At 31.8% G+C, this 15,502-nt stretch carries 15 protein-coding genes; all 15 read left to right on the top strand.

Translation table 11 applies throughout. The features are described from left to right. Positions 1 to 232 precede the first annotated feature (232 nt). The 15 genes from recX (at position 233) to HLB29_RS05095 (ending at position 15,369) form a co-directional block, all read left to right on the top strand. A complete protein-coding gene (gene recX / locus HLB29_RS05165) occupies positions 233 to 859 on the top strand; it encodes a recombination regulator RecX (RefSeq protein WP_185624078.1) in 627 nt (208 codons plus the stop codon). Between the two features lie 81 nt (positions 860 to 940). Beyond that, positions 941 to 1,630, top strand: a complete 690-nt coding sequence (gene nadD, locus HLB29_RS05160) for a nicotinate-nucleotide adenylyltransferase (RefSeq protein WP_185624077.1) — start codon at positions 941 to 943, stop codon at positions 1,628 to 1,630. Next, positions 1,631 to 2,218, top strand: a complete 588-nt coding sequence (yqeK, locus tag HLB29_RS05155) for a bis(5'-nucleosyl)-tetraphosphatase (symmetrical) YqeK (RefSeq protein ID WP_185624076.1) — start codon at positions 1,631 to 1,633, stop codon at positions 2,216 to 2,218. A 65-nt stretch (positions 2,219 to 2,283) separates the two neighbouring features. After that, positions 2,284 to 2,667, top strand: a complete 384-nt coding sequence (gene rsfS, locus HLB29_RS05150) for a ribosome silencing factor (RefSeq protein ID WP_185624141.1) — start codon at positions 2,284 to 2,286, stop codon at positions 2,665 to 2,667. A 405-nt stretch (positions 2,668 to 3,072) separates the two neighbouring features. Further along, the gene (leuS, locus tag HLB29_RS05145) at positions 3,073 to 5,493 is read left to right on the top strand and encodes a leucine--tRNA ligase (protein WP_185624075.1); all 2,421 of its coding nucleotides are present in this window, start codon (positions 3,073 to 3,075) and stop codon (positions 5,491 to 5,493) included. Positions 5,494 to 5,778: 285 nt separating this feature from the next. Further along, positions 5,779 to 6,756 (top strand): DMT family transporter, encoded by a 978-nt coding sequence (locus HLB29_RS05140; protein WP_185624074.1) that lies wholly within the window; start codon positions 5,779 to 5,781, stop codon positions 6,754 to 6,756. 149 nt (positions 6,757 to 6,905) lie between these two features. Beyond that, positions 6,906 to 7,214 (top strand): 50S ribosomal protein L21, encoded by a 309-nt coding sequence (rplU, locus tag HLB29_RS05135; RefSeq protein ID WP_185624073.1) that lies wholly within the window; start codon positions 6,906 to 6,908, stop codon positions 7,212 to 7,214. Positions 7,215 to 7,219: 5 nt separating this feature from the next. Further along, positions 7,220 to 7,537 carry a ribosomal-processing cysteine protease Prp gene (locus HLB29_RS05130; protein ID WP_185624072.1) on the top strand — a complete coding sequence of 106 codons (318 nt, stop codon included), beginning with the start codon at positions 7,220 to 7,222 and terminating at the stop codon, positions 7,535 to 7,537. A gap of 13 nt (positions 7,538 to 7,550) precedes the next feature. Beyond that, positions 7,551 to 7,841, top strand: coding sequence for a 50S ribosomal protein L27 (gene rpmA, locus HLB29_RS05125; RefSeq protein WP_185624071.1), 291 nt, complete (start codon positions 7,551 to 7,553; stop codon positions 7,839 to 7,841). Between the two features lie 66 nt (positions 7,842 to 7,907). After that, positions 7,908 to 9,188, top strand: coding sequence for a GTPase ObgE (obgE, locus tag HLB29_RS05120; protein ID WP_185624070.1), 1,281 nt, complete (start codon positions 7,908 to 7,910; stop codon positions 9,186 to 9,188). Positions 9,189 to 9,220: 32 nt separating this feature from the next. Continuing rightward, positions 9,221 to 9,583 (top strand): YhbY family RNA-binding protein, encoded by a 363-nt coding sequence (locus HLB29_RS05115; protein WP_185624069.1) that lies wholly within the window; start codon positions 9,221 to 9,223, stop codon positions 9,581 to 9,583. 416 nt (positions 9,584 to 9,999) lie between these two features. Next, positions 10,000 to 11,217 carry a threonine ammonia-lyase gene (gene ilvA / locus HLB29_RS05110; protein WP_185624068.1) on the top strand — a complete coding sequence of 406 codons (1,218 nt, stop codon included), beginning with the start codon at positions 10,000 to 10,002 and terminating at the stop codon, positions 11,215 to 11,217. Positions 11,218 to 11,367: 150 nt separating this feature from the next. Further along, complete coding sequence (locus tag HLB29_RS05105) at positions 11,368 to 11,745, top strand: RidA family protein (protein ID WP_185624067.1); 378 nt, start codon at positions 11,368 to 11,370, stop codon at positions 11,743 to 11,745. Positions 11,746 to 12,052: 307 nt separating this feature from the next. Beyond that, positions 12,053 to 14,731 carry a cation-translocating P-type ATPase gene (locus HLB29_RS05100; protein ID WP_185624066.1) on the top strand — a complete coding sequence of 893 codons (2,679 nt, stop codon included), beginning with the start codon at positions 12,053 to 12,055 and terminating at the stop codon, positions 14,729 to 14,731. A 302-nt stretch (positions 14,732 to 15,033) separates the two neighbouring features. Then, positions 15,034 to 15,369 carry a DUF2325 domain-containing protein gene (locus HLB29_RS05095; protein ID WP_185624065.1) on the top strand — a complete coding sequence of 112 codons (336 nt, stop codon included), beginning with the start codon at positions 15,034 to 15,036 and terminating at the stop codon, positions 15,367 to 15,369. Positions 15,370 to 15,502 lie beyond the last annotated feature (133 nt).

Genomic DNA, 15,502 nt, shown 5'->3' with positions numbered 1-15,502 from the left:
TCACCTTCTTTCCATTGAAAAATATATTATTAATTTAATTAAATATTACTTTTTCTATCTAAGTATATCATATAAATCTAACCTGCAATACAAATTTGAAATATTTTCTATATATCAATAAAGAATTTACATATATCTAAGTATATTCTATAATAAATGAAAACAACCATTTAAAAAATGATGATATAATATTTAATATGATATAATTTTAATAAAGAAAGGGTGTGATAATTTGTCTCAAATAACAGGAATTGAATTTCAAAAAAAAAATAAGAATAGAGTGAATTTATATGTAGATGGTGAATATTTAATTTCTCTTTATGCAGAATTGGTATATAAATACAATTTGTCAAAAGGAAGTGAAATTGATAAAGAAAAACTAGCCGATATAATAAAATCGGATGATTATGAAAAGGCCAAGATAAAAGCTTTAGATGGCTTATCTAGAGCGGAAAAATCAGAAAAGAGAGTTAGAGAAAAATTATCACGTGAATTTGATGAAGAGATAGTAGATAGTGTTGTAAAATTTCTAAAAAAACATTCGTTTATAAATGATGAAAGATTTGCAGAGAGAATAGTTTATAATGATCAGAATTTTAAAAGAGTAGGCAGGAACAGAATAAAACAAAATTTATATATAAAAGGAATTAATTCTGAAAACATTGAAAATGCTTTGTCGAATGTAGATAACGAAATGGAAAAAGAAAATGCGGTATTTCTCGCAAATAAAAGGATAGGAAGAATAAAAGGAAAGGACGAAAAAAATATAAAAAATAAATTGTACCAATACTTAATATATAAAGGTTTTGAATATGAAGTCATTATGTATGCAATAGAAAAGGTATTGGGGGGTGAGTAAGGGAAAAAATCATAATAGCTATTTAAAGCATAGTAATTATGTTATAATAGAAATAGCATATTTTTGAAGGGAAAAATTTAAATGTTATTAGATGAGAGATTGGAGATTTCTCATAGGAGAAATCTCGAAAAAATTAATTCCTTTATAGATTCAAGTGAAAAAATGAAGCTTGGGATTATGGGAGGGACATTCAATCCTATTCATAATGCTCATTTGGCAACGGCAGAATTTATAAGAGATAAATACAATCTGGATAAAGTGGTATTTATTCCAACAGGAGATCCGCCACATAAAAAAAATGTTCTTGATAAGAAACATAGATATAATATGGTGGTTTTATCTACATTAAAAAATGATGATTTTTTTGTTTCAGATTATGAAATTTTTTCAGATCGTGGTCAAAATTATACAATTGATACACTTAGGTATATATCAAAGACATATAAAAATGAAGATCTGTATTTTATAACGGGATCAGATGCAATAAATCAGATGGAAACATGGAAGGATTTTGAGGAGAACTTTAAATTGGCAAAGGTTATAGGTGCTATTAGACCGGGTATAGGAATGCTCGAAACTCAAGAAAATGTTGAACGCTATAGAGAACTGTATAAGGCGGATATAGATATAGTATATGTTCCTTCTCTTGAAATATCGTCAACATATATAAGATCGAGAGTTAAAGGGAAAAGAAGTATAAAATATTTGGTTCCCGGCAGGGTTGAAGAGTACATTAAAATGTATGATTTGTATGGAGGTGTATTGAGGTAGATGAAAAAATCTGAGATGATTGAGAAGTTAAGTGAATATCTACCGGAAAAAAGGAAAATACATTCTTTAAATGTGGCAAAGGCAGCTGTAAGATTGTCAGAAATATACGGATGTGATCCTGAAAAGGCAGAAATTGCCGGGATTTTACACGATACAGCTAAATATGTGAAACTTGCTGATGTTCCTGGTTATTGTGAAAAATACAATATTATTCTCGATGAAATGGAAAAAAATAGCACAGCACTGTCTCATAGTGTATTAGGGACATATATTGCCAAATATGAATTTGGGATAAAGGATGAGGAAATTTTAAGTGCAATTAGATATCATACTACTGCTAAGCCAAACATGAGTTTATTGGAAAAAGTAGTCTATATAGCAGATTTAATAGAAATTGGCAGAGATTATCCAGGTGTTGAAGAACTAAGAGAGCTGGCTTATGGCGGATTTTTAGATGAAGCGATTGTAAAATCAATAGATAATACAATATCACAAGTTTTAAAGAAAAAGTCGCTTCTACATCTAAGAACGGTAGAATCTAGAAATTATTATTTAAAAAAAATAAAAAATGCTAATAAATCGATATAAAAGATGAAAACAGCATAAAATATAAAAAGTGAGGAAGGTTTTATATGAATATTAAGGGAAACAGCATATCAGTTGAAAATATGGTAAAAAAAATATATGATGCAATTAATGATAAATTGGGGGAGGATATTGCTATTTTAAACATAGGAAAAGTTTCAAGTCTTTGTGATTATTTTATAATTGCTTCCGGTTCATCAAGCAGACAGGTCAAAGCTATTGCTGATAGTGTTGAAGATGCTCTTACAGAAGTAGGTATTGAGCCTAGGGGCAAGGAAGGGAAAGATACTCAAAGTTGGATATTGCTTGATTATGGCGATATAATGGTTCATATTTTTGATGAAGAAAATAGAGGATTCTATAATTTAGAAAAATTATGGAAAGATGCTCCGTATATTGATATGGAAAAACTTGAAATAGTAGATGCTGAATCAATGAGAGTAGAAATTTAAATTTTATTTTTAATAAATTTTTATCTGTTCTAGAATATTTATATATAAGAATATGTATGTATTGACATAATATTTGTATATATGGTAACATAAGTAATTATAAATAGGAAGTTTAGTTTAGAATAACTTGTGTGATCGAAGTAGTAAATATGTGTGGATTTTCAGAGAGCTATCGTTTCTGTGAGGATAGTATTTTCAGCATATTGAACTTGTCGAGTAAATGCCACATACCGTAGTTGGTTTAGAGACTTATCCGAGAGAGCTGAAAGGCTAATTAGGGTGGTACCGCGAGATTTATACCTCGTCCCTAAACATTAATGTTTAGAGATGAGGTTTTTTAATACAGAAATTTAAAATTATGTTTTTGTATAGGAATTATTAGATTATTTTTTATAGGAGGCTATTATGAGTACATATGAGTTTGGAAAAATTGAAAAAAAATGGCAGAGAATATGGGACGAAAAAAATCAGTATAAAATGGACACGGCTGATATGAGTAAGCCTAAATACTATTGTTTGGAAATGTTTCCTTATCCGTCAGGCAAAATCCATATGGGACATGTGAGAAACTATTCAATAGGGGATGTTGTGGCAAGATTTAAAAAGATGGAGGGATATAATGTTCTTCATCCAATGGGATGGGATTCATTTGGTTTGCCGGCTGAAAATGCGGCAATAAAGCACGGAATACATCCGCATAAATGGACTATGTCAAATATAGAAGAAATGAAAGAACAATTAAAGATGTTAGGGCTTAGCTATGATTGGGACAAAGAGATAGCTACTTCCACACCGGAATACTATAAGTGGACACAAAAAATATTTCTTGAATTTTTAAAAGCCGGACTTGCATATAAGAAAAATTCATATGTGAACTGGTGTCCATCTTGTGAGACGGTTCTTGCAAATGAACAAGTAGTGCAGGGAGAGTGTGAAAGATGTTCAACAATAGTCGTTAAAAAGGAATTGGAACAATGGTATTTTAAGACTACTGAATTTTCTGAAGAACTTTTAAAAGATTTAGATGAATTAGAAGGTTGGCCTGAAAAAGTCAGGCTAATGCAGAAAAATTGGATTGGAAAGAGCCATGGTGCAAATGTCACATTTAAAGTAAATAATATGGACAAGGAAATTACGGTTTATACGACAAGGCCGGATACTATATTTGGAAGTACTTTTATGGTATTAGCACCGGAATCCGAACTGGCGAGAGAACTTGTTGAAGGTACAGAGTATGAGGAAGTATTGGATAATTTTTTGGCTAAAATGTACACTATGACAGCTATTGAAAGGGAAGCAGCGGATTTGGAGAAAGAAGGAGAATTTATAGGTAGAACTGTAAATAATCCTTTAACCGGAAAAGAAATGCCTATTTGGATTGCAAATTATGTACTTGCTGACTACGGTACCGGTGCCGTTATGGGGGTTCCCGCTCATGATGAGAGAGATGAGGATTTTGCAAAAAAATATGGTTTGGAGATAATACCTGTTATAGACGAAGATGACATTATGATAAATTCATCTGAATTTAATGGTATGAATAAAGACGAAGCCTTTAATTCTATAATTGAGAAGTTAGAGAATATGGGAAAAGGTAAGAAAACAGTAAATTTCAGGTTGAGAGACTGGCTGATTTCCAGACAGAGATATTGGGGATGTCCTATACCGGTAGTATATTGTGATGATTGTGGAATTGTTCCTGTAAAAGAATCTGATTTACCTGTGTTATTGCCTACAGATGTTGAATTTACCGGTAAAGGCGAATCACCTCTGACTACTTCTGAAAGTTTTAATGAATGTAGTTGTCCTAAATGCGGTAAGTCGGCAAGAAGAGAAGTCGATACAATTGATACTTTTGTGGATTCATCATGGTATTTTATGAGATATGTTGACAGTAACAACTTTGACGAAGCCTTTAATACAGAACTTGTAAACAACTGGCTTCCTGTAGATCAGTATATAGGTGGTGTTGAACATGCTATTCTTCATTTATTATATGCCAGATGGTTTATGAAAGCATTTAACAAACTAGGATGGACCAATCATGTAGAGCCATTTAAAAACCTATTAACTCAAGGTATGGTTCTGATGAATGGAAGTAAAATGTCAAAATCCAAAGGAAATACAGTGTCTCCTATGGAAATAATTGATGAATATGGTGCTGATACTGCAAGATTATTTATATTATTTGCAGCACCTCCGGAAAGAGATCTGGATTGGTCGGATAAAGGTGTTGAAGGTTGTTTCAAATTTTTAAATAGAGTTTATAGATTAGTTGATGAATTATCCGAAATAGCTCATAAAAATCTCCAATTTGGAAAATTGACTAAAGAGGATAAGGAGATGAGAGCAAAGGTTCATTCTATTCTTAAAAAAGTCACTGATGATTTGAGTACAAAATTTGGTTTTAATACGGCTATAGCAGCATTAATGGAATTAATCAATGATATTTATAAGTATAAAGAAATGGACGATAGAAACGAAGCCGTGATTAAAGAGGCAATTGAGACAGTAGTAGTTATAGTTTCTCCATTTGCACCTCATCTTGGAGAAGAACTTTGGGAAATGATAGGTAAGAAAGGAAGTGTTTTTGATATATCATGGCCTAAGTATGACGAAAAAGCATTGATACTTGATGAAGTAGAATTAATTGTTCAAGTAAATGGAAAGTTAAGAAATAAAATAATGGTCCCATCTGATATAGACCAGGAAGGTATGAAAGAGGCTGCACTTAATGATGCAAAAATAAAGGAATTTATTGAAGGAAAAAGTATTGTAAAGGTGATATCTGTACCTTCTAAATTAGTCAATATAGTAGTCAAATAATGATTTGAAATAAGTAAATAAATATTTTAAAATTATTTAAATAAAATTTGATTAAAGTGTTGATATTGGGATAATAATATGGTAGGATATGTTTGTAGAGATGATAATTAAATAGATGTTCATTTTATGTTTGTTTTTTTAGAATATTTCTACTTAAATCTTAGTTTTATGAAAAGAATATCTTGAATGAATATGATTATAAAGGGTTATTGCTTATGCGATGCCCTTTTTAGTATGATTTATATTATTATTTGTAATTATTATGGTGAAAGTGAGGAGTTTATTATGAATCAGAAGAAAAAACAAGAGACAAAAAGTGCTGGTTTATTAATGCTTACATCTATTATATGGGGGGTAGCATTTGTATTTCAACGTACAGGAATGGATCACATTGGACCATTCGCATTTAACTTTTTTAGATGTATAATATGTTTGGCTTTTTTATTTATAATAAATAGAATAGCCGGAAAAAGAAGAAAAAAGTTAGTAGAGCAAGGATACTATGAAGAAGTAGAAGGCAATAAAGGATTTAAAGATAAATCTCTTATTATTGGCGGATTACTTGCAGGTCTAGCTCTATTTTTAGCAATGAGCACTCAGCAGGTTGGTATGGTAAGTACAACTGCCTCAAAAGCAGGATTTATAACTACTATGTATATAGTAATGGTTCCTGTAATGGGAATATTTTATGGAAGAAAGACCAATTTAAAAATGTGGATTTGTGTTGCACTTGCTGCAGTTGGTTTGTATCTTTTATCCATTAAGGAAGGTTTTGTCATTGAAAGAGGAGATTTTTTGGTATTTTTGTCTGCCATTTGTTTTGGGCTTCAGATAATAGTGATAGATTTATTTGCACCAAAAGCAGATGCTCTTAAACTTTCTATGGTTCAGTTTATTACATCCGGAACACTGTCTTTAATTGCAATGCTGGGATTGGAAAATCTAACTTTACTTGGATTACAAGCGGCTGCAGTGGCTATACTTTATACAGGATTATTGTCAAGTGGAGTTGGTTTTACACTTCAAATTGTTGCCCAGAAGAATTTATCACCTACAATATCTTCTTTAATTATGAGTATGGAATCAGGTGTATCAGTAGTTGCGGGAGTGTTATTACTAGGGGAGACACTTACATCAAGAGAAATAGCAGGTTGTATTATAATGGTAATTGCAGTTCTTGCTGCACAGATACAATTACCTAAAAAAATTGAAAGGACAGCAGTAGTAGAGACAAAAAAAATAAAAGCAGTAGAAATAAAATAAAAAATATTGACGAATACGTAATTATTATGTATAATAGTATGGTAATTGCCGCACGGTAGAGGTAGCTGCACGCAATAGCAGTGCTTGGCATAAAATCTCAATAATTTGAGTACCTGATCCGGCGAGTTTGAGAACAAGGAGGTGTATATATGTACGCTATAGTAAAGACTGGAGGAAAGCAGTATAAGGTTTCTGAAGGTGATGTTCTTTTCGTTGAAAAGCTAGAGGCTAACGAAGGTGATGTTGTTACTTTAGATGAAGTATTAGCAGTAAATAACGGTGAACTTAAGTTAGGAACTCCTGTAGTTGAAGGCGCATCTGTTCAGGTTAAAGTATTAGAACAGGGTAAAGATAAGAAGATTATCGTTTATAAGTATAAGCCAAAGAAAGACTATAGAAGAAAGAACGGTCATCGTCAGCTATATACTAAGTTAGTAGTTGAAAAGATTAATGCTTAATTATCATGATTAAAGTAACATTTTATTTTAATGAAGATTTTAAGATTAAAGGCTTTGAGTTAAAAGGTCATGCAGATTATGACGAGATTGGATACGATATAGTTTGTTCGGCTGTTACCAGTAATGCACTGGCAGTAATTAACTCGTTAGATAGTCTACAAAAAGTGAAGTTCGATAAGATTGTTGCAAAAGAGGGACATATTTATTGTTTTGTAAATAAATGCGATATAGATAAATCTCAGTTGTTGCTTCAACATTTAAGACTTGCACTGGTGGAAATAAGTAAAGAATATCCAATAAATATAAAAATATTTGAAAAGTAGGGGGTGACTCCAGATGTTGAAAATGAATTTACAGCTTCTTGCATCTAAAAAAGGGGTAGGTTCTTCTAAGAATGGTAGAGATTCTATTTCTAAAAGACTTGGTGTTAAGAGATTTGATGGTCAGTTAGTAAGTGCCGGTTCTATAATAGTTAGACAGAGAGGAACTAAAATTCATCCTGGAACAAATGTTGGTAAGGGTGGAGATGATACTCTATTCGCACTTGTTGACGGTAAAGTCAAATTTGAAAGATTAGACAAGAAGAGAAAGAAAGTTAGTATATATCCAGTAGAAATCGCTGAATAATGCAAACTACAGAGCTATCTATTTGATAGCTCTTTTTTAAATATATTAATGAAGAAAGGAGAAGCTATGTTTGTAGATAAAGCTAGGATTTTTGTCAAAGCGGGTAACGGTGGTAACGGAGCAGTTTCTTTTAGAAGGGAAAAGTATGTTCCTGCAGGTGGCCCAGATGGCGGAGACGGTGGCAGAGGAGCAAGTATCATTGTTGAAGCAGATAGTGGACTTAGAACTTTGATGGATTTTAAGTATAAAAAGAAATATTCTGCTCCAAATGGAGAAGATGGTTCAAAAAAGAGAAGAGCCGGCAAAAATGGAGAAGATTTGCTTTTAAAAGTACCGGAAGGGACTATAATAAGAGATGAAAAAAGTGGATTAGTTATAGCCGATTTAAAAAATGCCGGTGATAGAGTTGTAATTGCAAAAGGTGGTTATGGCGGAAAAGGAAACCAACATTTCGCAAATGCAGTTAGACAGGCACCCGCATTTGCAAAATCAGGAACAGACGGGGAAGAGCGTTGGGTATTACTTGAATTAAAGATGATAGCGGATGTTGGATTGTTAGGATTTCCTAATGTAGGTAAATCAACTTTTTTATCAGTTGTCACTTCTGCAAAGCCGAAGATAGCCAATTATCATTTTACTACACTTACACCTAATTTGGGAGTTGTTCAAACAAGGCATGGAGATAGTTTTGTGATGGCTGATATCCCGGGAATAATAGAAGGGGCGGCTGATGGTGTAGGACTGGGACATGATTTTTTAAGACATGTTGAGAGAACTAAAGTGCTTATTCATATTGTAGATATTTCCGGAGTTGAGGGCAGAGATGCAGTTGAGGATTTTGATAAAATAAATGAGGAATTAAAATTATATAATGAAAAACTGGCTACAAGACCTCAGATAGTAGTTGCTAATAAGGCAGATCTTCTGTATGATAAAAGTATTTATGAGAAATTTAAATCGACTATGGAGGAAAGAGGATACGAAGTGTTTAAGATGTCTGCAGTTACGAGAGACGGAGTAGATGCTGTGATAGATAGAGTAAGTCAAATACTTGCTGAGTCTGATGATATTGAATTAGTGTCTGAAGATGAAATCTATAGACCTGAACTTGATGATACAGAAGAGGAAGGCCTAAATGTAGAAGTTGATGAAAATGGAGTTTATGTAGTTACAGGTAAAGAACTTAGAAGAATAATGTACTCTGTAAATTTTGATGATATGGAGTCACTTCAGTTCTTCCAGAAACAGATGGAAACAAAAGGTGTATTTGATAAATTAAGAGAAATGGGAATTGAAGATGGTGATACGGTAAAAATTTATGAATTGGAATTTGAATTCTACCATTAAAATAACCAATTAATTTTTAGAAAGGAATATATATGTTAAAAGGAAAACAAAGATCATATTTAAAATCTTTGGCAAATAATATAAAGCCAATAACACAAATCGGCAAAGAAGGTGTCAGTGAAGATTTTTTAAATTCTTTAGATGATATGTTGAGAGCCAGAGAATTAGTAAAAATAAGTATTTTGGAAAATGCAGGATTAGATTCTAAAGAAACAGCACAGTATATATGTGAGAAATTAAGATGTGAGTTCGTTCAGGCTATTGGCTCAAAATTTACTGTGTATAGAAAAAATTTAGAATCACCTAAGATAGTATTCCCAGGACATGAACAGGCTGTTGCAAAAAATAAAAGAGACAAAACAAAGAAATTTGTCACAAAGAGAAGTGCCAGATAATAATTTAATAATATTTGAAAAGTAAGTTTTTTATGTAGGATAGAGAAGAAATTTGATTATTAAAATTTTTCCTCTATCCTTAATTTATAAGCTTGACACCTTAATATGATGTTAAGAGACTATGGAAAAGAAGAAGTTTTATTAGAAAAATGAGTATATTTATGCTGGTTTTTTATAGGGGGGTTTTGTATTAAAAAAACAAAAAAAGCAAGTTAAATAAAAAAATATACTAATAAGAATATAATTAAATAGTTAAATGAAATGCTGAAAAAAGTATATAAAGTAATGGTATTACGTATTTAAAGATTATAATAAAAGTATTGAATCTTATTTGAAATAAGGATATAATGATATATGGGAATTTTGGTAGAAAAGATTGGGGTTTTCCAATAGAGATTTATTATGGAGGTATAATGATGGATCAGGTTACATTGAATGATATTAAAAAGGCTCAGGAGGTTATAAAAGATGTAGTTCTTAGAACTGACATGCTGGAAAATGTTAGACTTTCTGAACAGACAGGGGCAAAGGTATTTTATAAATGTGAAAATCTTCAGAGGACAGGCTCATTTAAGATAAGGGGAGCTTGCAACAAGATAGCAAGTTTAACGGAAGAAGAAAAAGCACATGGAGTTATCGCATCAAGTGCAGGGAATCATGCTCAGGGGGTTGCATTGGGTGCTAGAAATGCAGGTATAAAAGCTACTATTTGTATGCCGGCAAATGCACCGGTATCAAAGGTTGCTGCAACTAAGAGCTATGGTGCGGAAGTCGTGTTACACGGAAACGTATATGATGATGCACATGATAAGGCAATAGAAATTCAAGCTCAAACAGGAGCTACTTTTTTAGATCCATTTAATGATAAATTTGTTATAGCAGGTCAGGGAACTATAGGTCTTGAAATTTTTGAACAGAGAAATGGAGAGGTCGATACAGTAATAGTACCAATAGGTGGCGGTGGTATTATAGCTGGTATTGCGACTGCATTAAAGGGATTAAATCCAAATATAAAAATAATAGGTGTTCAAACTTGTAATATACCATCAATGAAAGCTTCTTTTGAAAATGGAAAAGTAACTTCTGCTTTTAATGATGTCACAATTGCAGATGGTATAGCAGTTAAAACACCGGGAGATTTAACTTTTGATATTATTTCTAAAAATGTCGATGAAATAATTACAGTGACTGAAGAAGAAATAGCGGAAGCAATTTTATTTATGCTTGAAAATCAGAAATTGGTATCCGAAGGTGCCGGAGCAGTAAGTACTGCTGCATTGCTATCAGGCAAATATGTTCCAAAAAAAGATGAAAAGGTAGTTTGTGTGGTTTCAGGTGGTAATATAGATATAAATACTCTTTATAGAATAATGAGTGTTGCACTTAAGAAACAAGGAAGAAGAATAAGTATTGTAGCTGAATTACCTGATGTACCCGGATCATTAGCTAAACTTGTAAGTATAATAGCTGAAAATGGTGCAAATATACTAAACATTACTCAGGATAAATTGGCTTCAGGTAGATTTACAAAGAAACAGATGGTTGAGGCAACAATAGAAACAGTTGATTTTGATCAGATAAATAGAATTAAATCTGCATTTATTGAAAGCGGAATAAAAGTAGATATTATATAAATAATTATAATATTGTAAATATGTAAATATGTAAATATGTAAATATGTAAATATGTAAATATGTAAATATGTAAATATAAACCCTATATTGTAATAGCAAAATAATAGGTGTATAATATATTAATATTAAGAATTTTGGAGGTAAATAAAATGGGAGAAGTAATATTCACTGATAAGGCTCCAGCAGCAGTTGGACCATATTCACAGGCTATAAAAGTAGGAAATGTGGTATATTGTTCAGGTCAGATTCCACTAGTTCCTGAAACAGGTGTACTAGTTGAGGGAGATATAAAGGCTCAAGCAACTCAATCTCTAAAAAATGTCAAGGCTGTATTGGCAGAAGCCGGTGCAGATGTAACTAATGTTGTGAAGACTACAGTTTATCTAGTCGATATGGCAGATTTTGGTGCTGTTAATGAAGTTTACGCTGACTTCTTTGGCGATCACAAACCGGCTAGATCTTGTGTAGCTGTAAAAGAATTGCCAAAGGGTGCGAGAGTAGAAGTAGAAGTTTTAGTAGTCTTATAATATATTAATAAAAATATAGGCTCATATTTGTGGCAATATAATTTGACTATCGATTATATTGCCGCTTTTATATTGACAAATACTCGGCTATAAGGTAGAATTAAGCAGAAGGGGAGTAGCACTATATGTACTTACATATATCTATTAGTCGTCAATACAGTATTTAATATACTCGGTTAATGGACAAGTATAACCTTGATAGCAAGACCTTCAGAATAAGTTTTTATTTGTTCTGAAAGTCGTGTTATTAAGGTTTTTTTATTGCAATTGCAATATTAGATTTTCAATTAGAGTTAAGGAGGAAAATATGTCGGATATTAATAAAAAATATTATTTAATGGAGAAATTAGAAGTTTTAAAGGAATTAAATACTGATGATTTGGGTTTATCCAGTGATGAGGCTAAAAAAAGATTGGATAAATATGGTAAAAATGAGATAAAGGAAAAAGAAAGCGATCCTATTTGGAAGATATTTTTAGATAGCTTTAAAGATCCGATGGTCATAATATTAATAGTAGCAGCTATAATTCAGATAATAACCGGATCTGTAATGGAATCATTGATAATATTTCTAGTTCTAATTTTAAACGCAATATTGGGAACTGTTCAAACGAAGAAAGCCGAATCATCAATAAATAGTTTAAAACAGATGTCTGTTCCGAGTGCAAAGGTATTAAGAGATGGTGAGAAATTGACAATATCATCTACGGAAATAGTTCCAGGGGATATAGTTATATTGGAAGCGGGTGATTATGTACCAGCTGATGGTAGATTGTTAGAAGCAGAATCTTTGAAAATAGTAGAAGGTATGTTAACCGGTGAATCTGAACCTGCAGATAAAAACACAGATAGAATTGAAACTGAATGCACAGTCGGTGATAGAATCAATATGGTATATTCCACTTCTATGGTAGTAAATGGCAGAGCGACTTATGTTTGTACCAGAACCGGTATGGAGACAGAAATTGGTAAAATAGCGGATTTACTGGAAAATACAGAAGCTAAACAAACCCCTCTTCAGTCTAATATAGAGACTTTTTCAAAAAAACTAGGTATAGCAATTGTGGCAATTTGTGTATTTATATTTGCCGTTCAGGTATTTAGGGCAATGACACATCCACATGGTCAGGAACTGAAAACAGTGGTACTAAATTCTTTTATGTTTGCAGTTGCCATAGCAGTCGCTGCAATTCCAGAAGCTTTATCATCCATTGTTACAATTGTTCTTTCTATGGGAACAAAGATTATGTCTAGAAAGAATTCTATAATTAGAAAATTGCCGGCTGTTGAAACTCTTGGTTCGACTTCAGTTATTTGTACTGATAAAACAGGAACACTTACAATGAATAAAATGACAGCTGTAAAATATTACCTATATAGCAATGGAGAATTTAAATCACAGGAAGTGGAAGAATCTGAGAGATTAGATAGTATTAAAAGTGAATTTTTAGATTCCGAAGTTATGTTAAATTACGCAGCAGCATTATGTAATGATTCCAGTATAAATGAAGAGGGAGTTGAAATCGGGGATCCAACAGAAGTAGCATTAACAGTTTTTGCAAATAAAAAAGGATACATAACAAATAGAGTCAGAGAAACTTTTGAAAGAATTCAAGAATTACCTTTTGATTCAGATAGAAAATTAATGTCTACTACTCATAAAATAAATGGAAAAGATATTATGTTTACAAAAGGTGCTCCGGATATAATATTATCCAGAAGTAAAAAGGTGCTAATCGATAGCGATGAAATTGAGATGAGCACTGAATTACTGGAAAAAATAAAATTACAAAATGAAGAATATTCTAATAATGCTCTTAGAGTTTTGGCTTTTGGATATAAGGAGTTCGATGGTGAAAAAATAGATATTGATTTTGAAGATGATTTTGTTTTTATCGGATTGATAGCAATGATAGATCCACCAAGAAAAGAAGTTGTTTATGCGGTGTCTAAGGCAAAAAATGCAGGAATCAAGCCGATAATGATAACTGGTGACCATAAAACAACTGCGGTTGCCATCGGACGTGAAATAGGGATTTTTGAGGAAGGAGATTTATCATATACGGGACAAGAACTGGATAATATTTCTGATTCAGAGTTAGATGAAAACCTGGAAAGAATTAGTGTGTATGCAAGAGTTTCTCCACAAAATAAAATTAGAATTGTATCTGCATGGCAGAAAAAAAATAAAGTTACGGCGATGACAGGAGATGGAGTAAACGATGCTCCAGCATTGAAAAATGCGGATATAGGTATAGGTATGGGAAGTGGTACGGAAGTTGCTAAAGATGCATCTGCAATGGTACTGGTGGATGACAATTTTGCAAGCATAATAGATGCTATAGAAGTGGGAAGAACCGTCTATAGTAATATTAAAAAATCCATTACATATCTTTTTTCAGGTAATTTAGGGGCAATAATATCTATTTTATTTGCTGTATTTGTCGACTGGACAAATCCGTATACCGCATTACAATTGATATTTATAAATATGGTAAATGATTCATTACCGGCAATTGCATTGGGGATGGAAAAACCGGAAAATGGAATAATGAATATTCCACCGAGAGACAAGAATGAAGGTCTTTTAGGAGGAGGAACTTTGATATCCATATTGAGCAGAGGGATATTTGTAGGTATAGCTGCAATATTAGCTCAATTTATAGGATTACAGCACTCACCAGAGATGGGAGTGGCAATGGCATTTACGACTTTATTATTATCCAGAACATTTCAGACTTTTGCCTGTAGATCTGATTTTAATACTTCAATTGAAATGGGAATATTCGGTAATAAATATGTAATTATAGCTATACTAGTTTGTCTGGCATTGTTGGGATTTGTCTTACTTCCATTTATAAGACCTATTTTTGCAATTCCTGCTACTTATTCAGTTAAGGATTTTGGTATATCTTTATCTATTGCGTTGTTATCAGTGATATGTATGGAAATTACAAAGAAAATAAGGTTTAGAAAACAATTTTAATAATTGCTTATTGAGTGCATCGAAAATTTATTTTCTAGTGCTGAAGAATAATTGAAAATAATGTATTATTACTGTAAAACCTCTCAAATCATCATTTGTCATTTGAGGGGTTTTGTATATAATAAACAAATAATTACCAAAATTAACTAATAAATATTATCAAATAATGTTGACAAGAATAAAGTTTTCCTTTATTATATTATCAAGGATGATAATTATTATCATTAGGGTTTGCTAATATAATTTTTAGTAAATTGATTGAGAGAATAGTTTATTTTAGATATTTTATAAGGGGGAAAAATATGGGTCTATTGGTAATTGGTGGACATGAAAGAATGGAAAAAGATTATTACAAAATGGCAAAAAATAGAGGGTATAAGCCGAAAATTTATACTACTATGTCAAGTCAAGTTAAAAATTCTATCGGAAATCCGGATGCTATAATAATAATGACATCTACAGTTTCACATAAACTTACTAAAATTGTAGAGTCGCAGGCCAAAAAGATGAATATACCAATTTTTAGACATAGAAATAGTAGTAAAGTTGCGTTTAATGAATGCTTGGAAGAGATTGATGTATGTCTAGGTAATTGTAGAAATTGTAAGAAAAACAAAAATTGTAAAGACACTATGTAAAATCTAAGTCGTGATAATTAATATTTTTTAAAGAATAGATGATAGAATTAAGAATAATACTTAATCATTATTTTAGTTGGAAAAAACCAGAGACAAATATTTGTAAATGTCTCTGGTTTTAGCTTTATAAGAC

The organism is Peptostreptococcus canis, assembly GCF_014229965.1.
GTDB lineage: Bacteria > Bacillota > Clostridia > Peptostreptococcales > Peptostreptococcaceae > Peptostreptococcus > Peptostreptococcus canis.
Note: the sequence above shows the minus strand (reverse complement) of the source record. Positions and strands in the feature narration are given on the sequence as shown.